The following is a 13558-nucleotide window of genomic DNA, read 5'->3' as shown; positions in this document are numbered from 1 at the left end:
GGGAGCGGGCTTGTGGTGAGGGGATTTATCCCCGATGGGCTGCGCAGCAGCCCCAAGCTTTTTGAGGGCCGCTACGCGCCTCATCGGGGATAAATCCCCTCACCACAAAGGCTCACCCCTACAAGGTCCGGTGTTTTTTTTTCAGTAAATTTTTATAAGAGAAAAGGAGTGACACCATGCTGGTGATGCGCCCTGCGCAAATGGCTGATCTGGGCGAGGTACAGCGTCTGGCTGCGGACAGCCCGATTGGTGTCACTTCCTTGCCGGATGACGTGGAACGTCTGAGCGACAAGATCGCTGCGAGCGAAGCCTCGTTTGCCGCCGAAGTGAGCTTCAATGGTGAGGAGAGCTATTTCTTTGTCCTCGAAGACACCGCCACCGGCAAACTGGTCGGTTGCTCGGCCATCGTCGCTTCGGCCGGTTATTCCGAGCCGTTCTACAGCTTCCGCAACGAGACCTTCGTCCACGCCTCCCGCGAGCTGAAGATCCACAACAAGATCCACGTGCTTTCGCAGTGCCACGACCTGACCGGCAACAGCTTGCTGACCAGTTTCTACGTGCAGCGCGAACTGGTGGGGTCGCCGTGGTCCGAGCTCAACTCCCGTGGCCGTCTGTTGTTCGTTGCCAGCCACCCCGAGCGTTTCGCCGATTCGGTGGTGACCGAGATCGTCGGTTACAGCGACGAGAATGGCGACTCGCCGTTCTGGGACGCCATCGGGCGCAACTTCTTCGACCTCAACTACGCCGCGGCCGAGCGTCTGTGCGGTCTCAAGAGCCGTACGTTCCTCGCCGAACTGATGCCGCATTACCCGATCTATGTGCCGCTGCTGCCGGACTCCGCTCAGGAAGCGATGGGCCAGGTGCACCCGCGTGCGCAGATCACCTTCGACATCCTGATGCGCGAAGGCTTCGAGACCGATCACTACATCGACATTTTCGACGGCGGTCCGACCCTGCATGCACGTGTTTCGGGGATCCGTTCGATCGCCCAGAGCCGCGTGGTGCCGGTGAAGATCGGCGAGCATGTCAAAGGTGCCGGGCGCCAGTATCTGGTGGCCAATGCGCAGTTGCAGGATTACCGCGCCGTGCTGCTTGAACTGGATTACGCGCCGGGCAAACCGGTGACTCTGGATCTGGAAGCGGCCGAAGCCCTGGGCGTCGGTGAAGGTGCCAGCGTGCGCCTGGTGGCGGTTTAACGCCTTAGCGAGTTTCACGGGTGGCGAGAGCGGCCCGTTTGAGGAGATAGCATGATTGTTCGTCCCGTACGCAGCAGCGATTTATCCGCGCTGATCGAGCTGGCCCGCAGCACCGGCACCGGCCTGACCACCTTGCCGGCCAACGAAGAACGCCTGGCGCATCGGGTCGGCTGGGCCGAGAAGACTTTTCGCGGTGAGGCCGGCCGTGGCGATACCGACTACCTGTTCGTACTCGAAGACGACGGTCGCGTGGTGGGGATTTCCGCCATTGCCGGCGCAGTCGGTCTGCGTGAGCCTTGGTACAACTTCCGTGTCGGCCTGACCGTCAGCGCCTCGCAGGAGTTGAACATCTATCGCGAGATTCCGACGCTGTTCCTCGCCAACGACCTGACCGGCAACTCCGAACTGTGCTCGCTGTTCCTCCACGCCGATTACCGCAACGGCCTCAACGGGCGCATGTTGTCGAAGGCGCGGATGCTGTTCATCGCCGAGTTCCCTGAGCTGTTCGGCAACAAGATCATCGCCGAGATGCGCGGTGTGTCCGATGAAGCCGGGCGCTCGCCGTTCTGGGAAAGTCTGGGCCGGCATTTCTTCAAGATGGAATTCAGCCAGGCCGATTACCTGACCGGTGTCGGCAACAAGGCCTTCATCGCTGAACTGATGCCGAAGTTTCCGCTGTACACCTGCTTCCTGTCCGAGGATGCGCGAGGCGTGATCGGCCAGGTGCACCCGGACACCGAGCCGGCGCTGGCGATGCTCAAGAGCGAAGGTTTCAGCTATCAGGGTTACGTCGACATCTTCGACGCCGGCCCGGCCATCGAATGCGAAACCAGCAAGATCCGCGCAGTGCGTGACAGTGAAGCGCTGGTGCTGGCCGTGGGGACGCCGGGCGACGACGCCACGCCGTTCATCATCCATAACCGCAAGCGCGAAGACTGCCGCATCACTGCTGCGCCGGCCCGTCTGGCCGCCGGTACTTTGGTCGTTGATCCACTGACCGCCAAACGTCTTCAACTCAACGCGGGCGATCAAGTGCGTGCCGTAGCGTTGTCCGCTGCACGGGAGTCGAAATAATGAATTCGCTATACATCGCAGGTGAGTGGCTGGCCGGTCAGGGCGAGGCTTTTCAATCGCTGAACCCGGTGACCCAGCAAGTGCTGTGGTCGGGGGAGGGCGCCACTGCCGCTCAGGTCGAATCCGCCGTGCAAGCTGCACGTCAGGCATTCCCGGGTTGGGCACGTCGTTCACTGGACGAACGCATCGCCGTCCTCGAAGCGTTCGCCGCCGCCCTGAAAAACCATGCCGACGAACTGGCCCGCGCCATCGGTGAGGAAACCGGCAAGCCGCTGTGGGAAGCCGCGACCGAAGTGACCAGCATGGTCAACAAAATCGCGATTTCGGTGCAGAGCTACCGCGAGCGTACCGGCGAGAAGAGCGGCCCATTGGGCGACGCCACCGCCGTGTTGCGCCACAAGCCGCACGGCGTGGTGGCGGTGTTCGGGCCTTATAACTTCCCTGGCCACTTGCCGAACGGTCACATCGTGCCGGCGCTGCTGGCCGGTAACAGCGTGCTGTTCAAGCCAAGCGAGCTGACCCCGAAAGTCGCCGAGCTGACGGTCAAGTGCTGGATCGAAGCCGGTCTGCCGGCAGGCGTTTTGAACCTGCTGCAAGGCGCTCGCGAAACCGGCATCGCGCTGGCGGCGAACCCGGGCATCGACGGTCTGTTCTTCACTGGCTCCAGCCGTACCGGCAATCATCTGCATCAGCAATTCGCCGGGCGTCCGGACAAGATTCTGGCGCTGGAAATGGGCGGCAATAACCCGCTGGTGGTCGATCAGGTCGCGGATCTGGATGCGGCGGTCTACACGATTATTCAGTCGGCGTTCATCTCGGCGGGTCAACGCTGCACATGCGCGCGTCGTCTACTGGTGCCGCAAGGCGCGTGGGGCGACAGCTTGCTCAAGCGTCTGGTTGAGGTCTGCGCGACTATTGAAGTGGGTGCGTTCGATCAGCAACCGGCGCCATTCATGGGCTCGGTGATTTCCCTCGGCGCGGCGAAAGCGCTGATGGATGCCCAGGCACATCTGCTGGCCAACGGCGCCGTGTCGTTGCTGGCGATGACTCAGCCGCAGGCACAAGCCGCGCTGCTGACGCCGGGCATTGTCGATGTGACGGCGGTGGCCGAGCGCTCCGACGAAGAGCTGTTTGGCCCACTGTTGCAAGTGATCCGCTACGCCGATTTTGAAGCGGCGATTGTTGAAGCCAACAACACCGCTTTTGGTCTGGCCGCAGGTTTGTTGTCGGATTCCGAAGCACGTTACCAGCAGTTCTGGCTGGAAAGCCGCGCCGGCATCGTCAACTGGAACAAACAACTGACCGGTGCTGCGAGCAGCGCGCCGTTCGGCGGTGTCGGTGCTTCGGGCAACCATCGCGCCAGCGCTTATTACGCGGCGGATTACTGCGCGTACCCGGTGGCGTCGCTGGAAACGCCGAGCCTGGTGTTGCCTGCGGCTCTGACCCCAGGCGTGAAAATGGCGTGATGCCAATCGCTGGCAAGCCAGCTCCCACAGGGATTGAGGTGTACACAGAATCTGTGAACACCACCGAACTTGTGGGAGCTGGCTTGCCAGCGATGGCCGCAACGCGGTCGCACTGAACAGTTAGTTACTGAAGCCTATAACAACAGATTTTCGTGGAGCCTCGCTGATGAAATCCTATGAAGTCAATTTTGACGGTCTAGTGGGGCCGACCCATAACTACGGTGGTCTGTCCTACGGCAACGTTGCATCCCAGAGCAACAGCCAGCAGTCTTCGAATCCGAAGGAAGCGGCGCTGCAAGGTCTGGCGAAAATGAAAGCGCTGATGGAAATGGGCTTTCAGCAAGGCGTACTGGCGCCGCAAGAACGTCCGGACGTGGCCGCTCTGCGCCGTCTGGGTTTCAGTGGCACCGACGCGCAAGTGATCGAACGCGCCGCCAAAGAAGCCATGCCGCTGCTGGTCGCCAGTTGCTCGGCGTCGAGCATGTGGGTGGCCAACGCCGCCACGGTCAGCCCGAGTGCCGACACCGCTGACGGTCGCGTGCATTTCACCGCCGCCAACCTCAACTGCAAATACCACCGCAGCATCGAGCACCCGACCACCAGCCGCGTGCTCGGCGCGATGTTCGCCAATCAGCAGCACTTCGCCCACCACGCGGCATTGCCAGCGGTGGCGCAGTTCGGCGACGAAGGCGCGGCCAACCACACGCGTTTTTGCCGTGAGTACGGCGAGGCCGGCGTCGAGTTCTTCGTGTTCGGTCGCAGTGCGTTCGACAACCGTTATCCGGCGCCGCAGAAATATCCTGCGCGTCAGACCCTCGAAGCCTCGCAAGCGGTTGCCCGTCTGCACGGTCTGCGTGAGGACGGCGTGGTTTACGCCCAGCAGAACCCGGCCGTGATCGATCAGGGCGTGTTCCACAACGACGTGATCGCGGTGGGTAACGGCGAGGCGCTGTTCTACCACGAGGACGCTTTCCTCGACACCGAACAGATGCTCGCCGAACTGCAAGGCAAGCTGGCTAAGGTCGGCGGCAATTTCCAGTCGATCTGCGTGCCGCGTTCGGCGGTCACCGTGGATGACGCCGTGCGTTCGTACCTGTTCAACAGTCAGTTGCTGTCGCGCCCTGACGGTTCGATGCTGCTGATCGTGCCGCAAGAGTGCCAGGCCAACGAGCGCGTGTGGGCTTACCTGCAAAGCCTGACCAGCTCCGGCGGTCTGATCCGCGAAGTGAAGGTGTTCGACCTCAAGCAAAGCATGCAGAACGGCGGTGGCCCGGCCTGCCTGCGACTGCGCGTCGCGCTGAATGAAACGGAACTGGCGGCGGTCAACCCAGGCGTTATCATGACGGCCCCGTTATACGGTTCGTTGACCGCATGGGTTGAAAAGCACTACCGCGACCGCCTGAGCGAAACCGATCTGGCGGACCCGCAGTTGCTGCTTGAATGCCGGACGGCACTGGATGAACTGACGCAAATCCTTAAACTGGGCGCGGTTTATCCATTCCAGATCAATTGATGGCCGGCGCGCTGCCTGAACGCGGCGCACGGCTTGTCTCCCCAAGAGAGTAAAAACATGAGCGATTCCCTGCAGCTGATCCTTGAAGACACCGACGGCACGCAACTGCAAACCTCGTGCACCCGCGTCGCGGTCATGTGGCAAGGCAAAGAGCTGTGGATCCAGCAGGACGGCCGTGGCCAACTGCTGATCGGCGTGGACGTTGAAGAAGGTGACGCGGAATACGCCAACCTGCTACTGCGCCCATTGGCGACTAATCTGGTAAGTCTGCAACTGGAAATGGAACCGGCTGACGTCGGCGACGACGAAGACCACGTGCACGGCCCGGATTGCAACCACGATCACTAAGGAAACCGCTCTATGCTCGCCCTCGGCAAACTGCTTGAACTGACCCTCGCCGGCCGCGAACCGGCGGAGAAGACTCAACTGACTGTCGAAGGCGTGCGCATGCGCTGGTTGAGCGAAGGGGCGCTGGAAGTCCGGCCCCCGGAAGCTCGCGACAATGGCCTGGATCTGCTGCTGTCGGCAGGCATTCATGGCAACGAAACAGCACCGATCGAGTTGCTCGACCGGTTGCTGCACGACATCGCTCGTGGTGATCTGAAGCCACGCGCCCGCATTCTGTTCCTGTTCGGCAACCCCGAGGCGATTCGCAAAGGCGAGCGTTTCATCGAGCAGGACGTCAATCGGCTGTTCAATGGCCGTCATGAACAAACAAGCGGTTCTGAAGCCATACGCGCCTGTGAGCTGGAGCGGTTAGCGGCGAGTTTCTTCAGCCTGCCAAATCGCCAGCGTCTGCACTATGACTTGCACACGGCGATTCGCGGCTCGAAGATCGAACAGTTCGCCTTGTATCCGTGGAAAGAAGGTCGTCAGCATTCCCGCCGGGAACTGGCGCGTCTGCGTGCGGCGGGCATGGAAGCGGTGCTGTTGCAGAACAAGCCATCGATCGTGTTCAGCTCGTACACCTATGACAAGCTCGATGCCGAGTCCTTCACGCTGGAGTTGGGCAAGGCTCGGCCATTCGGGCAGAACGACGGGGTCAATGTGTCGCTGCTGGAAACCCGTTTGAAGCAGATCATTGAAGGCAATGAGCCGGAAATGGCTGAAGCGCAATTGGATGGTTTGCAGCTATTCAGCGTGGCGCGGGAAATCATCAAGCACAGCGATGCCTTCCGCCTGAACCTGCCGCAGGATATCGAGAACTTTTCCGAGTTGGAGATGGGTTACGTGCTGGCCGAAGATCTGGCCAATACCCGCTGGGTCATCGAGGAGGAGGGCGCACGCATCATCTTCCCTAATCCCAAGGTCAAGAACGGCCTGCGCGCGGGCATCCTGATCGTGCCGACCAGCGACGAAAATCTTGCCTGAGCTGATCGCCATAAAACCCTGTGGGAGCGGGCTTGCCCGCGATGGCGTACGGTCAGTCGACATCTATCGCAACTGATACACCGCTATCGCGGGCAAGCCCGCTCCCACAGGGGATGAGTGAGACCAGAGATCTCACTCAGCGTCTTTAGACCGCTACAGCATGTGGCTCGGTGCGGCGCAGTGCGCGAACCTTGCGCAGCGTATCCGCGCAAGTCCGTGCTGCTTCCTGACCCTTGTGTACAAAGTGTTCGAAGAAGAACTTCTGATGTTCTTCGCCGGCATGGAAGTGATGCGGGGTCAGGGACACCGAGAACACCGGCACTTCGGTTTCCAGCTGTACCTGCATCAGGCCGCTGACCACCGACTGGGCGACGAACTCGTGACGGTAGATGCCGCCGTCCACGACGAGGGCTGCCGCGACGATACCGGCATAACGACCGGTCTTGGCCAGCAGTTTGGCGTGCAGGGGCATTTCAAAGGCGCCGCCGACTTCAAAGAAATCGATGTCCGATTCCTGATAACCCTGAACAAGCATTTCGGCGAGGAAGCCTTTGCGGCTCTGGTCGACGATTTCCTTGTGCCAGCAGGCCTGGATGAACGCAACGCGCTCGCCGTGTGGGTGTTTGCTTTTGCTGTCGATAGCGGTGGGTTGCATGTTCTGACTCCTGTTTGTGTGAAAAACAGGGCGTTATGAATCGAAAGGGATTCAAGGGTACGCACGAGCGCAGAAGCGCGCGGACGGCCCTTTGGCGTTAATCCCGTTCTCTCTTCATCCGGACTATGACCGTCGGCCCCGGAATCACACCGGGTCTGCTGACCTTGCCGCCGTCCACCGCCTAAGCCGTGTTCGTCACCAAGCGCTCGCGGGCTATGCGCATTGCGCGCAATTACCGCCGGTGGGGAATTACACCCCGCCCTGAGAACGTTTACGCCGCCCTTTTTTCGGCGGCGCAGCGTTTTTAACACAGATTGTGTGTCTGTGCATTGCGCCTTTCTGATGATTGCTATCGAGTTTTCCGAACGCTGATATGGTGTTTTCCTGCGCCAAGGGTTGATTAATCGGCGCAATGACCGCAGTAATTCACCTTCGTAAAGGGATTTTCCCTGCTGACTTTGAGGCCAGGTTCATGAGCGTTATCGATCTTCGCAGCGACACCGTCACTCAACCGACTCCCGCCATGCTCGAAGCGATGACCGCGGCGGCCACCGGCGATGATGTGTATGGCGAAGATCCGACGGTCAATCGTCTGGAAGCCGAACTGGCAAAACGACTGGGTTTCGCCGCTGCGCTGTTCGTGCCGACCGGCACCATGAGCAACCTGCTGGGTTTGATGGCGCACTGCGAGCGCGGTGACGAGTACATCGTTGGCCAACAGGCGCACACCTATAAGTACGAGGGCGGCGGCGCAGCGGTGCTCGGTTCGATTCAGCCGCAGCCGCTGGAGGTGCAGGCCGACGGTTCGCTGGACCTGGATCAGGTTGCTGCTGCAATCAAACCGGATGACTTCCACTTCGCCCGGACTCGCCTGCTGGCGCTGGAAAACACCATGCAAGGCAAAGTGCTGCCGCTCGAATACTTGGCGCGAGCGCGCCAATTCACTCAGGACCACCGCCTGCAACTGCACTTGGACGGCGCTCGTTTGTACAACGCGGCGGTCAAGCTCGGGGTCGATGCGCGGGAAATCACCCAATATTTCGATTCGGTGTCGGTGTGCCTGTCCAAAGGCCTTGGCGCGCCGGTTGGTTCGGTGCTGTGCGGCTCGGTCGAGTTGATCGGCAAGGCTCGCCGCCTGCGCAAAATGGTCGGCGGTGGTATGCGTCAGGCCGGTTTGCTGGCAGCAGCAGGGCTGTACGCGCTGGATCACAATATCGAGCGTCTGGCCGATGACCACGCCAACGCGCAGTTTCTGGCTGAAGGCTTGCGTGGTGCAGGCTTCAGTGTTGAGCCCGTACAGACCAACATGGTTTACGTGCAGATGGGCGACAAGGCCGAGGCGCTCAAGGCGTTTGCCGCCGAGCGCGGGATCAAATTGAGCGCTGCCGCTCGTCTGCGCATGGTCACGCACATGGACGTCAATCGCTCGCAAATCGAGCAAGTGATCGCGACATTCGTCGAGTTTTCGCGCAAGTGACAGCGTTAGCCGTCCAATTGACCGTTTCTATCGTATAAACACGCTGTACCCCGCGCGCAGGGCCGATATAATGCGGCCCTTTGCCGTCGCTTCGTCTGTTGACGTTTCGAACAGGCCTTTGGCCGCAGCCTCCGTGGAAGAACCTAATGAAAAGCGCAGAAATCCGTGAAGCCTTCCTTCGCTTCTTCGAAGAGCAAGGCCACACCCGTGTAGCCTCCAGCTCTTTGATTCCGGGCAACGACCCAACCCTGCTGTTCACTAACGCGGGGATGAACCAGTTCAAGGACTGCTTTCTGGGCCAGGAAAAACGTGCGTACACCCGTGCGACCAGCAGCCAGAAATGCGTGCGCGCCGGTGGCAAGAACAGCGACCTGGAAAACGTCGGTTATACCGCTCGTCACCACACGTTCTTCGAAATGCTCGGTAACTTCAGCTTCGGTGACTATTTCAAGCACGACGCGATCACCTTCGCCTGGACCTTCCTCACTGGCGTGCTGAAACTGCCGAAGGAAAAGCTCTGGGTTACCGTCTACGCCTCCGATGACGAAGCGTATGACATCTGGACCAAACAGATCGGTGTGCCGGTCGAGCGCATGATTCGCATCGGCGACAACAAAGGCGCGCCGTACGCTTCCGACAACTTCTGGACCATGGGCGATACCGGCCCGTGCGGCCCATGCACCGAGATTTTCTACGATCACGGCGACCACATCTGGGGTGGCCCACCGGGCTCGCCGGAAGAAGATGGCGACCGTTACATCGAGATCTGGAACAACGTGTTCATGCAGTTCAACCGCACCGCCGATGGCGTGTTGCATCCGTTGCCAGCGCCGTCGGTCGACACCGGCATGGGCCTGGAGCGGATCAGTGCGGTGATGCAGCACGTCAATTCCAACTACGACATTGACCTGTTCAAGAACCTGCTGAAGGCCTCGGCTGAAGCCATCGGTTGCGAGAATGGCGACCAGTCTTCGCTGAAAGTCGTTTCCGACCACATTCGTTCGTGCGGTTTCCTGATTGCCGACGGCGTGCTGCCGTCCAACGAAGGCCGCGGTTATGTGCTGCGCCGGATCATTCGTCGCGCCTGCCGTCACGGCAACAAACTGGGCGCCACTGGCAGCTTCTTCTACAAGATCGTTGCGGCACTGGTTGCCGAGATGGGCGAAGCCTTCCCGGAACTGAAGAAGCAGCAGAGCAACATCGAGCGCGTGCTCAAGGCAGAAGAAGAACAGTTCTCCAAGACCCTGGAGCATGGCCTGAAGATCCTTGAGCAGGATCTGGCAGAACTCAAAGGCACCGTGGTGCCAGGCGACGTGGTGTTCAAACTCTACGACACCTACGGTTTCCCGATGGACCTGACCGCGGACATCGCCCGCGAGCGCGGCCTGACCGTTGACGAAGTCGGCTTCGAGCGTGAAATGGAAGCCCAGCGTGTTCGTGCGCGTTCGGCCAGCTCGTTCGGTCTGGACTACAACACGCTGGTCAAGGTTGATGTGGCCACTGAGTTCACCGGCTACAAGGACACCAGCGGTTCGGCAAAAATCGTCGCTATCTATAAAGATGGCCAGTCGGTCGACGTCTTGAATGAAGGCGAAGAGGCGGTAATCGTGCTGAACCAGACGCCGTTCTACGCTGAATCCGGCGGCCAGATCGGTGACTGCGGTTTCCTTCAGGCGGGCAACGCGCGCTTCGACGTGCGCGACACCACCAAGACCGGCGGCGCCTTCCTGCACCACGGCGTGCTGGACTCGGGCAGCCTGACTATTGGCGCGCCAGTGGAAACCCACGTCGATGCCGAGGTGCGTCACGCCACTTCGCTGAACCACTCGGCCACCCACTTGCTGCACGCTGCACTGCGTCAGGTTCTGGGTGAGCACGTTCAGCAGAAAGGCTCGTTGGTGGACAGCCAGCGCCTGCGTTTCGACTTCAGCCACTTTGAAGCGATCAAGCCTGAGCAAATCAAAGCGCTGGAAGACATCGTCAACGCCGAGATTCGCAAGAACTCCGCGGTTGAAACCGAAGAGACCGACATCGAAACCGCCAAGAACAAAGGCGCCATGGCGCTGTTTGGCGAGAAGTACGGCGACAACGTGCGCGTGCTGAGCATGGGCGGTGATTTCTCCGTCGAGCTGTGCGGCGGTATCCACGCCAACCGTACCGGCGACATCGGCCTGCTGAAAATCATCAGCGAAGGCGGTGTGGCTTCGGGCGTGCGTCGTATCGAGGCAGTCACCGGTGCTGCGGCACTGGCCTACTTGAACGCTGCTGAAGAACAACTCAAGGAAGCGGCCAACCTGGTCAAGGGTAGCCGCGACAACCTGATCGACAAGCTGTCCGCCGTGCTGGAGCGCAACCGCGCGCTGGAAAAGCAACTGGAGCAATTGCAGGCCAAGGCTGCCAGCGCCGCTGGCGACGATCTGTCGAACTCGGCAGTCGACGTCAAAGGCGTGAAGGTTCTGGCCGCGCGTCTGGATGGTCAGGACGGCAAGGCGCTGCTGGCGCTGGTCGATCAGCTGAAAAACAAACTCGGCCGCGCAGTGATCCTGCTCGGCAGTGTCCATGAGGAAAAGGTCGTACTGGTTGCAGGCGTAACCAAAGACCTGACTGGCCAACTCAAAGCCGGTGATTTGATGAAACAGGCTGCTGCGGCAGTGGGCGGGAAGGGCGGTGGTCGTCCGGACATGGCGCAGGGCGGCGGTATCGATGCCGGCGCGCTGGATGGCGCACTGGCGCTGACCGTTCCATTCGTCGAGCAGGCTTTATAAGACGGCCCGTCGGGCCCGCAGTCTAGTGGCGGGCCCGGCGGCTGTTCGAGTGATTATTGGGCGCCCTTCATGGGCAGAGGCGGCTTTGAAATGGCTTTGATCGTACAGAAATTTGGAGGCACCTCGGTCGGCACTGTCGAGAGAATCGAGCAGGTCGCCGACAAGGTTAAGAAATTCCGCGATGCCGGCGATGACCTGGTGGTTGTGCTGTCTGCAATGAGCGGCGAAACCAACCGTCTGATCGATCTGGCCAAGCAAATCAGTGGCGAGGCTCAACCGGTTCCGCGTGAACTGGACGTGATCGTTTCCACCGGTGAGCAGGTGACTATTGCCCTGTTGGCCATGGCGCTGATCAAGCGCGGTGTGCCGGCGGTGTCGTACACCGGTAATCAGGTGCGGATCCTGACGGACAGTGCGCACAATAAAGCGCGTATCTTGCAGATTGATGACCAGAAGATTCGCGGTGATCTGAAAGCAGGTCGCGTGGTGGTTGTCGCCGGTTTCCAGGGCGTCGACGAGCACGGCAACATTACCACCCTCGGTCGCGGCGGTTCCGACACCACGGGTGTGGCACTGGCGGCAGCGCTGAAAGCCGATGAATGCCAGATCTACACCGACGTCGATGGTGTCTACACCACCGACCCGCGTGTTGTGCCGGTCGCTCAGCGTCTGGACAAGATCACTTTCGAAGAGATGCTGGAGATGGCCAGCCTCGGTTCCAAGGTGTTGCAGATCCGTGCGGTGGAATTCGCCGGCAAGTACAACGTACCGCTGCGCGTACTGCACAGCTTCAAGGAGGGTCCGGGCACCCTCATTACTATTGATGAAGAGGAAACCATGGAACAGCCGATCATTTCCGGCATCGCTTTCAACCGCGATGAAGCCAAGCTGACCATCCGTGGCGTGCCAGACACCCCCGGTGTGGCGTTCAAGATTCTCGGCCCGATCAGTGCCGCGAACATCGAAGTCGACATGATCGTGCAGAACGTTGCGCACGATAACACCACCGACTTCACCTTCACCGTGCACCGCAACGACTACCAGGCCGCACAGACCGTGCTGGAAAACACCGCTCGCGAGATCGGTGCTCGGGAAGTGGTAGGCGACACCAAGATTGCCAAGGTCTCGATCGTCGGCGTCGGCATGCGTTCCCACGCAGGCGTGGCCAGCCGCATGTTCGAATCCCTGGCAAAGGAAAGCATCAACATCCAGATGATCTCGACTTCGGAAATCAAGGTTTCCGTGGTGATCGAAGAGAAGTACTTGGAATTGGCTGTGCGCGCGCTGCACACGGCTTTCGAACTGGATGCGCCTGCCCGTCAGGGTGAGTGATTCCGCTTCACTGAAGGGCGCGGTTTGACCGCGCCCTTTATTTTTTGAATGGCGCGAGCCCTGAACTGTTCTTTTGCTCGCGCTGGTCAATACTCAGGCATGTAGGGCTACGATCGCTCCGGTTGTAGGTCGGGTGCCTTTTTTTTGCAGACTGTTGTCCCTGAACTGAATTGCGTGAGGAGAAAGGTATGCTGATTCTGACTCGTCGGTGCGCAGAAAGCCTGATTATCGGTGATGGCGAAATCACCGTGACCGTGCTCGGCGTTAAAGGAAATCAAGTGCGCATCGGTGTGAACGCTCCGAAAGAGGTTGCTGTGCACCGTGAGGAAATTTACCTGCGTATAAAGAAAGAGAAGGACGAAGAACCAAGCCATTAATTTTTATCGATTTTTATGTTTGCAAACGGGGAAAAGGTTGGTTAAGATACGCCCCGTGTTGCGGAGAGCTGGCCGAGTGGCCGAAGGCGCTCCCCTGCTAAGGGAGTACACCTCAAAAGGGTGTCGGGGGTTCGAATCCCCCGTTCTCCGCCATTATTTGCTTAGTACGTTGTAATCTGGCTTTTTCGGTAAGTTGTTGAAATTTATAGAAAAAGTGGTTGGAATAGAGATTAGACGGGCTATAATGCGGCGCAACAAAATGCACTCGTAGCTCAGCTGGATAGAGTACTCGGCTACGAACCGAGCGGTCACAGGTTCGAATCCTGTCGAGT

General features: G+C 59.8%; 11 protein-coding genes, 2 tRNA genes and 1 riboswitch. Of the genes, 12 read left to right on the top strand and 1 reads right to left on the bottom strand.

Going from position 1 to position 13558, the window contains the following annotated elements:
- The first annotated feature begins 176 nt into the window (after positions 1-176).
- The 6 genes from aruF (at position 177) to astE (ending at position 6620) form a co-directional block, all read left to right on the top strand.
- The gene (gene aruF / locus AC3WMT_RS13295) at positions 177-1196 is read left to right on the top strand and encodes an arginine/ornithine succinyltransferase subunit alpha (RefSeq protein ID WP_103304068.1); all 1020 of its coding nucleotides are present in this window, start codon (positions 177-179) and stop codon (positions 1194-1196) included.
- Between the two features lie 51 nt (positions 1197-1247).
- Positions 1248-2270 carry an arginine N-succinyltransferase gene (gene astA, locus AC3WMT_RS13290; RefSeq protein ID WP_103304069.1) on the top strand — a complete coding sequence of 341 codons (1023 nt, stop codon included), beginning with the start codon at positions 1248-1250 and terminating at the stop codon, positions 2268-2270.
- Positions 2267-3736: a succinylglutamate-semialdehyde dehydrogenase gene (gene astD / locus AC3WMT_RS13285; RefSeq protein ID WP_177431397.1), complete on the top strand. Its 1470-nt coding sequence runs from the start codon at positions 2267-2269 to the stop codon at positions 3734-3736. Before astA ends, astD begins: the two co-directional genes overlap by 4 nt.
- 166 nt (positions 3737-3902) lie before the next feature.
- Positions 3903-5249, top strand: a complete 1347-nt coding sequence (gene astB, locus AC3WMT_RS13280) for an N-succinylarginine dihydrolase (protein ID WP_103304071.1) — start codon at positions 3903-3905, stop codon at positions 5247-5249.
- 57 nt (positions 5250-5306) lie between these two features.
- Entirely contained in the window at positions 5307-5597 is a 291-nt protein-coding gene (locus AC3WMT_RS13275) for a hypothetical protein (protein ID WP_016983958.1), read from the top strand.
- A gap of 12 nt (positions 5598-5609) precedes the next feature.
- Positions 5610-6620, top strand: a complete 1011-nt coding sequence (astE, locus tag AC3WMT_RS13270; RefSeq protein ID WP_103304072.1) for a succinylglutamate desuccinylase — start codon at positions 5610-5612, stop codon at positions 6618-6620.
- Positions 6621-6765: 145 nt separating this feature from the next.
- Here the strand turns inward: astE and AC3WMT_RS13265 are convergent, their stop codons facing one another.
- Positions 6766-7275 (bottom strand): 6,7-dimethyl-8-ribityllumazine synthase, encoded by a 510-nt coding sequence (locus tag AC3WMT_RS13265; RefSeq protein WP_103304073.1) that lies wholly within the window; start codon positions 7273-7275, stop codon positions 6766-6768.
- A gap of 101 nt (positions 7276-7376) precedes the next feature.
- A riboswitch (FMN riboswitch) is annotated at positions 7377-7548 on the bottom strand.
- A gap of 199 nt (positions 7549-7747) precedes the next feature.
- Between AC3WMT_RS13265 and ltaE the strand changes: the two genes are divergently transcribed.
- From ltaE to AC3WMT_RS13235, 6 genes are all read left to right on the top strand, one after another.
- On the top strand, positions 7748-8752 hold the full coding sequence (gene ltaE, locus AC3WMT_RS13260) for a low-specificity L-threonine aldolase (RefSeq protein ID WP_103304074.1): 1005 nt from the start codon (positions 7748-7750) through the stop codon (positions 8750-8752).
- 146 nt (positions 8753-8898) lie between these two features.
- On the top strand, positions 8899-11517 hold the full coding sequence (alaS, locus tag AC3WMT_RS13255; protein ID WP_103304075.1) for an alanine--tRNA ligase: 2619 nt from the start codon (positions 8899-8901) through the stop codon (positions 11515-11517).
- A 90-nt stretch (positions 11518-11607) separates the two neighbouring features.
- Positions 11608-12849 carry an aspartate kinase gene (locus tag AC3WMT_RS13250; RefSeq protein ID WP_016773595.1) on the top strand — a complete coding sequence of 414 codons (1242 nt, stop codon included), beginning with the start codon at positions 11608-11610 and terminating at the stop codon, positions 12847-12849.
- Positions 12850-13037: 188 nt separating this feature from the next.
- On the top strand, positions 13038-13226 hold the full coding sequence (gene csrA / locus AC3WMT_RS13245; RefSeq protein ID WP_002554426.1) for a carbon storage regulator CsrA: 189 nt from the start codon (positions 13038-13040) through the stop codon (positions 13224-13226).
- A 62-nt stretch (positions 13227-13288) separates the two neighbouring features.
- Positions 13289-13379: transfer RNA gene (locus tag AC3WMT_RS13240), tRNA-Ser, on the top strand.
- Positions 13380-13487: 108 nt separating this feature from the next.
- Positions 13488-13558 (top strand) — tRNA-Arg (locus tag AC3WMT_RS13235).

The sequence above is a fragment of the Pseudomonas sp. FW305-7 genome (assembly GCF_058786735.1).
This window is presented reverse-complemented; position numbering and strand designations above follow the sequence as displayed.

Coding starts and splice junctions, on each gene's coding strand:
- ltaE (WP_103304074.1), top strand. CDS start 7,748: ATGAGCGTTATCGATCTTCGCAGCGACACCGTCACTCAACCGACTCCC.
- astE (WP_103304072.1), top strand. CDS start 5,610: ATGCTCGCCCTCGGCAAACTGCTTGAACTGACCCTCGCCGGCCGCGAA.
- astA (WP_103304069.1), top strand. CDS start 1,248: ATGATTGTTCGTCCCGTACGCAGCAGCGATTTATCCGCGCTGATCGAG.
- AC3WMT_RS13265 (WP_103304073.1), bottom strand. CDS start 7,275: ATGCAACCCACCGCTATCGACAGCAAAAGCAAACACCCACACGGCGAG.
- alaS (WP_103304075.1), top strand. CDS start 8,899: ATGAAAAGCGCAGAAATCCGTGAAGCCTTCCTTCGCTTCTTCGAAGAG.
- AC3WMT_RS13250 (WP_016773595.1), top strand. CDS start 11,608: ATGGCTTTGATCGTACAGAAATTTGGAGGCACCTCGGTCGGCACTGTC.
- AC3WMT_RS13275 (WP_016983958.1), top strand. CDS start 5,307: ATGAGCGATTCCCTGCAGCTGATCCTTGAAGACACCGACGGCACGCAA.
- csrA (WP_002554426.1), top strand. CDS start 13,038: ATGCTGATTCTGACTCGTCGGTGCGCAGAAAGCCTGATTATCGGTGAT.
- astB (WP_103304071.1), top strand. CDS start 3,903: ATGAAATCCTATGAAGTCAATTTTGACGGTCTAGTGGGGCCGACCCAT.
- aruF (WP_103304068.1), top strand. CDS start 177: ATGCTGGTGATGCGCCCTGCGCAAATGGCTGATCTGGGCGAGGTACAG.